This window comes from Pseudomonas sp. D4002 (assembly GCF_013385665.1).
Taxonomy (GTDB): Bacteria; Pseudomonadota; Gammaproteobacteria; order Pseudomonadales; family Pseudomonadaceae; genus Aquipseudomonas.
On sequence record NZ_JACAPN010000072.1, the window covers coordinates 1 to 8520 of the forward strand.

The window sequence follows — 8520 nt, forward strand, 5'->3', positions numbered from 1 at the left end:
CATAGAATCTCCCACATTTGATTGGGGTGTTCTGGCTTATCCGCGGCGGTCCAGCAGGTTAACCACCAACCGATCAATCCACCCCCACACCCGCTGCTTCACCCGCCGCCACAATGGCCGCGACCGCCACGCCTCCAGGCTCACCGCTTGGCTCTGGGCAAAATCCCTCTCGAAACTCCCCGCCACCGCCAACGTCAGTTCCGGGTCCAGCGCCTCCAGATTTGCCTCCAGGTTGAAGCGCAGATTCCAGTGATCGAAGTTGCACGAGCCAATGCTCACCCAATCGTCCACCAGCACCATTTTCAAGTGCAGGAAGCACGGCTGGTATTCAAAGATCTGCACCCCGGATTTGAGCAAACGCGGGTAGTAACGGTGCCCGGCATACCGCACCGACGGGTGATCGGTACGTGGCCCGGTCAACAGCAAACGCACATCCACCCCGCGCCCCGCCGCCCGGCGCAGGGCACGCCGTACGCTCCAGGTCGGCAGGAAATACGGCGTGGCCAGCCAGATACGCTGGTGGCCGCTGTTCAGCGCACGGATCAGTGACTGCAAGATATCCCGATGCTGGCGGGCGTCGGCATAGGCCACACGCCCCAGCCCCGGTCCTGTCGCTGGCACCTTGGGCAAGCGTGGCAGGCCAAAATGCGTGGCCGGTTTCCAGGCTCTACGATCGTCGTTCGCCAGCCACTGACGGTCGAACAACGCCTGCCAATCCAGCACCAGCGGGCCACGAATCTGCACCATCACTTCGTGCCAGTCGGCGGTGTCTTCCCCGGGCGTCCAGAATTCATCCGTCACGCCGGTGCCGCCAACCACGGCGATGGTCTGGTCGATCAACAACAGCTTGCGGTGGTCCCGATAGAGGTTGCGCATCCAGCGGCGCCAGCTCAGGCGGTTGTAGAATCGCAGGTCCACCCCGGCATCGATCAACCGCCGACGCAGGCCCAGGGTAAACGCCAGGCTGCCGTAGTCATCGAACAGGCAACGTACGCGCACGCCACGTTCGGCGGCCGCCACCAGGGCCTGAACCATCGCCTCGGCACACGCGCCCGCCTCCACCAGATACAGCTCCAGCGCCACCTGTTGCTCAGCCTGGGCGATACCTTCCAGCATGCGTGGGAAGAAACTCGGGCCGTCGACCATCAGCTCGAAACGGTTGGCGCTGCGCCACGGGAACACTGCGCCGCTCATGTCAGCGCGCCGTGAAAATCAGTACCGCACCCACCGGCACCGACAGGCTGATCTGCGACAGCCCGGCGGCCTTGCGCAATGCGGCTACCCCCGGCAGCAAATCGAAATCCTCGGCGTGCACCACCAATGGCTCCAGGGTGACCACCTGGAAGCGTCGGTCATCCAGGCGGGTCGCCAGCAATTCGGTGCTGTAGGCCTGGGTCTTGCCGTGCAGGGTCACCGACAGCGGCAGGCGCAGCTCGTATTGCGCGCCGGGGGCCAGGTCGTTGATCGGTTGCAGGTTGATCTGCGCATTGATCACCGCGTCCGGGTAGGTCTTGATCTCGAACAGCTCATTGCGCATGCGCTCGTCGCGCAGCGGGATGCCGCTGTTGATCGACTCCAGTTCGACTTCCAGCTGCGCCGCGCCTTTGCTGTCGACCTTGCCATGCAGCACCAGGAAGCGCTGCACTTCAGCGATGTCGGTGTTCTTGGTGGTGACGAACGACAGGCGCGAGGACTCGTTGTCCAGGTACCAGTCGGCGTGGGCAGGCACGGCGGCAGCGGCCAGCAGCAGGAAGGCCATGGGTTTGAACAGGGACATAAAGACTCGTGGGGCAAAAAACCTGGGCGAACAGTAACAAAGACCTCCTGTAGGAGCGAGCTTGCTCGCGAAGGTTGCCAACGATGACGCGGGCATTCTGAATGAACGCGGTGCCTGTGAGTTCTTCGCGAGCAAGCTCGCTCCTACGGGGGAACGGTGGTCAGGCCAACGCCTCCTGCACATCGCGAATCGTCGATTCCAGGCTGGCCAGGTGCAGGCTCAGCACCCGTTCCACCGGTGCCTGATCCATCGGCCAATGCAGCGCCATGCTGCCCACCAACCGGCCATTGGCCCGCACCGGCAAGGCCACCGCGCGAATCAGGAACGGCAGGCGCACCGGGTATTCCCAGTAGCCTTCGGTGCGTTGGCCAAACCCCTGGTGCTGGGATTGTTCACACGCCCGGTATTGATCGTCTTCCGCCACATGCTCACGACCGGCCAGGCGCTGCACTTCATCCGCCGACAGTTGCGCCAGGCACGCCTTGCCCATGGCCGAATGAAACAGGCTGGCGTGCTGGCCGACGATCTGGCAATTGTTCGGGTAGAGCTTGCGCAGCACCGTGGGGATCGCGCTTTCCATCACCTCCAGGCGTTCGCCGTCGAAGCTCGACAGGTCCACCACCAGGCCGGTGCGCTCGCTGAGGTCCAGCAGCCACGGCGCGGCGCTTTCCACCAGTTGGCGCTTGAAGCGTTGCTGGGTGTCGCCGAACAACCGTCTGGCCCGCAGGCGGTAACGCCGGTCGCTGAGCCCACGATAGATCCAGCCCTGTTCCTGCAAGGTCAGCAGCATCCGCGAGACCGTGGCCTTGGGCAGGTGAGTCAGGTAATGCAACTCTTCCAGCCCCAGCGCCTGATGCTCGCCGAGCAATTCGATGATCGCCAGTGCCCGCCCTACTGAGCGTACGGTTCCCGTCTCGGCGTCGCTGCCCATGTGTCGATCTCCTTGATGCCGATGGATGATCTGATTTCACAGCAAGATACAGGCCCGTCGCGGCTCAACCGGTCGCCGAGAGGCAAGCGGGCGGTCGCCGCTGCACCCAGCGGGTCAGTTGTTCGTGGGCGTACGCCAGTTGCAACACCGCCCTGTCCGCCTGGGCCGGGCCGATGATCTGCAGGCCCATGGGCAAGCCCTGGGGGTTGAAACCCACCGGCACGTTCATGCTCGGCAGGCCGGCCAGTGTGGGGCCGATCACCACTTCCATCCAGCGGTGGTAGGTGTCCATCTCGCGCCCTGCGACGAGGCGTGGCCAGGCTTGTTGTGCATCGAAAGGGAACACTTGGGCGGTGGGCAGCAACAGGAAATCGTAACGTTCGAACAGTTTGCCCAGGGCGCGGTACCAGTCGCTGCGGTTGATCGAAGCCTGGTAAACGTCCGCCGCACTCAGTTGCAATCCGCCCTGCACTTCCCATTGCGCCTCCGGCTTGAGCAGTGCGCGCTTTTGCGGGTCGGCGTAGGCCGCGCCGAGGGAGCCCTGGATCAGCCAATGGCGGTGCACCAGCCAGGTCTGCCACAGGCGTTCCAGAGAAAATTCCGGTTGGCAGTGCTCGACCTCGCAACCCAGCGCAGCGAAGTCCTTGAGGGCCGATTCGCACAGGCTCATCACGCCGTCTTCCATCGGCAGGTAACCGTTGTAATCCCCGAGCCAGCCCAGGCGTGCACCCTTGAAGTCGCGCTGCAGTGGCTCACCCAACACCGCCGGATCCTCCTTGAGCGACAGCGGCACCCGAGGGTCGTAGCCGGCCTGCACACTCAGCAGCCGCGCCACATCCGCCACGCTGCGACCCATCGGGCCTTCCGTGGCCAGTTGCTGGACGAACAGCTCCGGCGCCGGCCCGTGAGGCACCCGACCCTGGGACGGACGCAGGCCAAATACGTTATTGAACGCCCCCGGGTTTCGCAGCGAGCCCATCATGTCGCTGCCATCCGCTACCGGCAGCATGCGCAATGCCAGCGCCACCGCCGCGCCGCCGCTGCTGCCACCGGCCACCAGGCGCGGGTCATAGGCGTTGCCGGTGGTGCCGAACACGCTGTTGTAGGTCTGCGAGCCCAGGCCAAATTCCGGCACGTTGGTCTTGCCGATGATGATCGCGCCACTGGCCCGAACCCGCGCCACGCTGATCGCATCTTCTTGAGGAACATGCTCGGCGAACAGCGGCGAACCGAGGGTGGTGCGCAGGCCCTGGGTCGCCGCCAGGTCCTTGATCGCCTGGGGCATGCCGTGCATCCAGCCACGGGATTGGCCTTGGTCCAACTCGCGATCACGCTGCGCCGCTTCGGCCAGCACGTCCTCATGGGAGCGCAGCGAGACCAGCGCATTCACCGTCGGGTTGAAGCGTTCGACCTGGGCCAGATACGCCTGCATCACTTCATGGCAGGACACCTGCCGCGCATGGATCGCCCGAGACAGTTCGATGGCATCCAGTTCAACAATACTCAAGGTTTCACCTCGCTGGAAAACGGCGCCGGTCGTTTCGCCCGTGGCGCCTCATGCATGCAGTAAGTGCCCAGCAGCGTCAGGACGCAAGCGAACAGCACATAAAATGCCGGGGCTACCGGCGTGCCCAGCACCTTGCTGAGCCAGGTGACGATCAACGGCGCAAAGCCCCCGAATACCATCACCGCCACGTTGTACGCCACTGACACCCCGGTGGAGCGTACTTCGATGGGAAACTGCTCGGCCAGGGCCGTCGGCGCCGGGCCGAAAAAGCCGCCGATGGCAGTGCACAACATCACCTGCATCACCAGCAAACGCTCGATGGACGGTGCCGCCGCGACCCACACATACAGCGGGTACACCATCACAAAAAACGCCAGGGTGAACGCCATCAATACCGGACGCCGACCGAACCGATCCGACAGCAGGCCGGACAGCGGAATCACCACGGTCATCAGCGCCACCGCGAACATCTGTACCATCAATACCTGGTCCAGCGGCAGGCCGAGGTTCTTGTGGGCGAAGGTCGGCATATTCACCAGCACCACGTAGAACGACACCGTTGCACCACAGGCCAGGCCCATCGACACGAGGATGCTGCGGCGGTGATCGCGGATGACGTCCATCAAGCTCGGCGCCGCACCCTTGGCCTGTTTGCGTGACTCGATAAATTCCTCGGGGTCTTCCATGTGCCGGCGGATCCACAAGCCCACGGGACCGATCAGCAAGCCGAAGATGAACGGCAGGCGCCAGCCCCAGACTTCAAGGGTTTGCGGCTCGAAGAAGTGCGTGACCAACGCCACCATCGCCGCGCCGCCGAACACCGCCAGGCACTGTCCCACCAACTGCCAGGAACCGTACAGGCCCTTGCGATGGGCCGGCGCGCTCTCCACCAGGAACGCCGTGGCACTGGCGTATTCACCGCCGGTAGCAAAGCCCTGGAGCATGCGCGCAACCACGATCAGCATCGGCGCGCCCATGCCGATGGCAGCATAGCTGGGGGCGAAAGCGATCAGGGCGATGGAGATGGTCATCAACCGGATGATCAGTTGCATCGCAGCCTTGCGGCCTTTACGGTCCGAATACATGCCCAGCAGAATCCCGCCCACCGGGCGCATGAAGAAGCCGACGCCAAAGGTGGCCAGGGCCATCAGCAGCGAGGCGTATTCATCCTCCGACGGGAAAAATTGCCGGGCGATGATGCTGGCGAGAAAGCCGTAAACGATGAAGTCATACCATTCCAGCGCATTGCCGATCACCGCCGCCACGACCTGGCGGGTGCGGGATACGCCCTGTTTTGCAGTCTGCATGAGGAACACTCCATTCAACCTGTTGGGAAAGGGTCCAGCGGCAGAAAAAAGAGGTCGTCAGGCGGGCTTGAGCCAGCTCTCGGCCAGCGCGCCCCAGTAGGCGGCGCCGGTCAACAGGATGTCGTCGTTGAAGTCATAGGCGGGGTTGTGGACCATCGGCCGCGAGACGCCGTTGCCGATAAACAGGTAGCTGCCGGGGCAGCGCTGCAGCATCCAGGCGAAGTCTTCGCTGCCCATCAGCTTGGTGGTGTTGCCGTCGACGGCATCTTCACCCAGCAGGGCGACGCCGACCTGGCGGGCGAATTCGGTTTCTTCGGGGTGGTTGACCAGCACCGGATAGGCCGGCCGATGTTCGATCTGCGCGGTGCAGCCGAAGCTCGCGGCCTGGGTCAGGATGATCGCCTTGACCCGCTCCAGCATCAGCTCACGCACGTTCGCATCCAGGGCACGCAGGCTCAAACGCAATAGTGCTTGCTGGGGAATCACGTTGGCAGCCTGGCCCGCTTGCAGGGCACCGACGGTCACTACTGCGGCTTCCTGGGCATTGATATTGCGCGCCACCACGGTCTGCAACGCCATGACCATACTGGCGGCGGCCACCAGCGGGTCGACCGTCAGGTGCGGCATGGAGCCATGGCCGCCGACGCCTTCGAGGGTCACGGTGAGCAGGTCCTGGGAAGCCATCATCGGCCCGACCCGCAGACCCAGATGGCCGGCGGGCAAGCCCGGCATGTTGTGCATGCCGAAGAGTGCGTCGCAGGGAAAACGCTCCAGCAAGCCGTCGGCGAGCATGGCTTCGGCGCCGCCCTGGCCTTCTTCGGCGGGCTGGAAAATCAGGTTCAGGGTGCCGTCGAATTGACGGGTCGCGGCCAGGTAACGCGCGGCGCCCAGCAGCATGGTGGTGTGGCCGTCATGACCGCAGGCATGCATGCAGCCGGCGTGTTGGCTGCTGTAGCTGGCGCCGGTGTTTTCGATGATCGGCAACGCGTCCATGTCGGCGCGGATACCGAGCTTGCGCGAGCTGCTGCCATTGCGCAGCACACCCACCACGCCGGTCTGGCCGATGCCGGTGTGGACTTCGTAGCCCCAGTTACGCAGCGATTGCGCCACCAGGGCGGAGGTGCGGTTTTCTTCAAAACCCAGTTCGGGGTGGGCGTGAATGTCCTGACGCACGGCGTGCAGGTCGCTGGCGACATCGCTCAGCCAATCCAGGATGTGCTGGTGTGGGCTCATGGTGATTCTCCTCGCAGGCGGGTGTTCCCGTTCTTTTTCGTTGCACACCGCCAGATAACCGCGATGTGCGCAGGAGGACAATCAAAGGTGGTTCCACCCTGTGGAACCTCAGCCCCACCTGTGGCTGCATTAGGGCAAGAGGCGGCAGCCCTCGCGCTGGCCCAGCCATTGGGCACTGTGGGCGCGGCCCAGGCCGCTGGCGGTCACGAGGTGTTTTTCAGGGTTGTCGGTGAAGGCGCTGGTGGGCACGTATTGCTTCACATAACCCTGGCAATAATCAGCGGGATTGCCCTCCACATATCGGCAGGAACAGTACTCCTTGGCGGTGTAGGCCGCGATGATGTCGGGGAAGGCTTGCAGGTTGACCCGCTCGTGCCAGACCCAGCCGAGCAACACGAGTAACAGCAGGATCAACAGACTGACGAAGGGATGACGGCGGATCATGGTTGCACCGCTGCAAGGACGCGCTTGAGGAGTTCGTTGTGGCGATAGCTGCCGTCGCGGTCGTCACCGTAGCGCACGATGACCAGCTGTTTTTCGGGCATCACGTAGAGCGCCTGCCCCCAGTGGCCGAGGGCGGCGAAGGTGTCGGCGGGCGCGTCCGGCCAGGGTCTGGCGGCGCCCTGCACTTCGCGGTTGAGCCACCATTGGCCGCCCGGAACGGCTTCGTCCTGGCCCGCCTTGTACTTGTCGAACGGTTGGCGATTGAACGCGACCCACTCCTTGGGCAGCAACTGTTGCTCGCCCCAACGGCCGTCGCGCTGCATCAGCAGGCCGACACGGGCCAGGTCGCGGGCGGTGAGGTAAGCATATGAGGACGCGACGAAGGTTTCCTCGGCATCGCTTTCCCAGGTGGCGTTGTGGATGCCCAGTGGCTGGAACAGGGCGGTCCATGGGTAGTCGACGTAGGCCTTGTGGCCGAGCATGCCCTTGAGGGTGGCGGACAGGATATTGCTGTCGCCACTGGAATAGCGGAATGCCTGGCCGGGGGCGCTGTAGGTTGCGGTGTCGGCGGCGAACTCGGCCATGTCGTGGTGGCCGCGGGTGTAGAGCATGGCGACCACCGAGGATTTCAGCGGGGCGTATTCGTAGTCTTCCTGCCAGTCGAGGCCCGAGGCCCAGTGCAGCAGGTCGGCCATGGTCACGCCGGGGTGTTGTTTCATCGGCGGGTAAAAGCGCGCGGCGGGGTCGGTGAGTTTGAAGCGGTTTTCGCCGAAGGCCACGCCGAGCACGGTGGCCATCAGGCTTTTGCTGATGGACCAGGTCAAGTGCGGGGTGCTGGCCGTGGTGGGGGCGGCGTAGCGTTCGTAGATGATCTGGCCGTCGCGGATGACCAGCAAGGCGTCGGTGCGGACGCCTTTGCGGGTGGTGTCATCGCGGGGTGGGAAGGCGTAGTCGTCCAGGGCTTGGGCGGCCGGGCCGGTTAGCGGTTGGCCTTGGGACCAATCCTTCTGCGGCCAGGTTTCGGCGTGGGCCGTCAGGGTGAACAGCAGCGCGGCGTAGAGCAGGCCTTTGAACATGGACTTGGGACTCGTGGGGCGTTCGAGCCCGCGAGCCTAGCCTAGGGGAATGACGGTTTTGTTACTGGGCATTGGAGGGGGTACATATCCGTTATTTGGGTGATGGCTGAGATTGGTTCCGCTCTTACAGCGGCTCACTTTTGAACAGCCGGAATGCCGGCCCAGTCAAAAGTAAGCAAAACGCTCTTGCCCCACCACTCGGCTCCTCGCCTAGGCTCGGAGTGCCCAAGATCAAGATCAAAAGC

General features: G+C 64.0%; 8 protein-coding genes. All 8 read right to left on the reverse strand.

Translation table 11 applies throughout. The features are described 5' to 3' along the window. Positions 1-36: 36 nt before the first annotated feature. On the reverse strand, positions 37-1194 hold the full coding sequence (locus HX824_RS32270) for a phosphatidylserine/phosphatidylglycerophosphate/cardiolipin synthase family protein (RefSeq protein WP_134325862.1): 1158 nt from the start codon (positions 1192-1194) through the stop codon (positions 37-39). A gap of 1 nt (position 1195) precedes the next feature. Further along, positions 1196-1777, reverse strand: coding sequence for a YceI family protein (locus HX824_RS32275; RefSeq protein WP_177056095.1), 582 nt, complete (start codon positions 1775-1777; stop codon positions 1196-1198). 160 nt (positions 1778-1937) lie between these two features. Further along, complete coding sequence (locus tag HX824_RS32280) at positions 1938-2708, reverse strand: helix-turn-helix domain-containing protein (RefSeq protein ID WP_177021127.1); 771 nt, start codon at positions 2706-2708, stop codon at positions 1938-1940. 64 nt (positions 2709-2772) lie between these two features. Continuing rightward, positions 2773-4215 carry an amidase gene (locus tag HX824_RS32285; RefSeq protein WP_177021128.1) on the reverse strand — a complete coding sequence of 481 codons (1443 nt, stop codon included), beginning with the start codon at positions 4213-4215 and terminating at the stop codon, positions 2773-2775. After that, positions 4212-5522, reverse strand: a complete 1311-nt coding sequence (locus tag HX824_RS32290; protein ID WP_177056098.1) for a citrate-proton symporter — start codon at positions 5520-5522, stop codon at positions 4212-4214. Before HX824_RS32290 ends, HX824_RS32285 begins: the two co-directional genes overlap by 4 nt. Before the next feature lie 57 nt (positions 5523-5579). Further along, positions 5580-6755: a M20 aminoacylase family protein gene (locus HX824_RS32295; RefSeq protein ID WP_087692640.1), complete on the reverse strand. Its 1176-nt coding sequence runs from the start codon at positions 6753-6755 to the stop codon at positions 5580-5582. 129 nt (positions 6756-6884) lie between these two features. Further along, positions 6885-7199, reverse strand: coding sequence for an amidase (locus HX824_RS32300; protein WP_177021695.1), 315 nt, complete (start codon positions 7197-7199; stop codon positions 6885-6887). Next, entirely contained in the window at positions 7196-8275 is a 1080-nt protein-coding gene (locus tag HX824_RS32305; protein ID WP_177056100.1) for a serine hydrolase, read from the reverse strand. The genes HX824_RS32300 and HX824_RS32305 overlap by 4 nt, the downstream gene beginning before the upstream one ends. Positions 8276-8520: the final 245 nt, after the last annotated feature.

Excerpts from the sequence above, each read along its gene's own strand:
- HX824_RS32295 (WP_087692640.1), bottom strand. The coding sequence starts at position 6,755 with ATGAGCCCACACCAGCACATCCTGGATTGGCTGAGCGATGTCGCCAGC.
- HX824_RS32290 (WP_177056098.1), bottom strand. The coding sequence starts at position 5,522 with ATGCAGACTGCAAAACAGGGCGTATCCCGCACCCGCCAGGTCGTGGCG.
- HX824_RS32280 (WP_177021127.1), bottom strand. The coding sequence starts at position 2,708 with ATGGGCAGCGACGCCGAGACGGGAACCGTACGCTCAGTAGGGCGGGCA.
- HX824_RS32305 (WP_177056100.1), bottom strand. The coding sequence starts at position 8,275 with ATGTTCAAAGGCCTGCTCTACGCCGCGCTGCTGTTCACCCTGACGGCC.
- HX824_RS32275 (WP_177056095.1), bottom strand. The coding sequence starts at position 1,777 with ATGTCCCTGTTCAAACCCATGGCCTTCCTGCTGCTGGCCGCTGCCGCC.
- HX824_RS32270 (WP_134325862.1), bottom strand. The coding sequence starts at position 1,194 with ATGAGCGGCGCAGTGTTCCCGTGGCGCAGCGCCAACCGTTTCGAGCTG.
- HX824_RS32300 (WP_177021695.1), bottom strand. The coding sequence starts at position 7,199 with ATGATCCGCCGTCATCCCTTCGTCAGTCTGTTGATCCTGCTGTTACTC.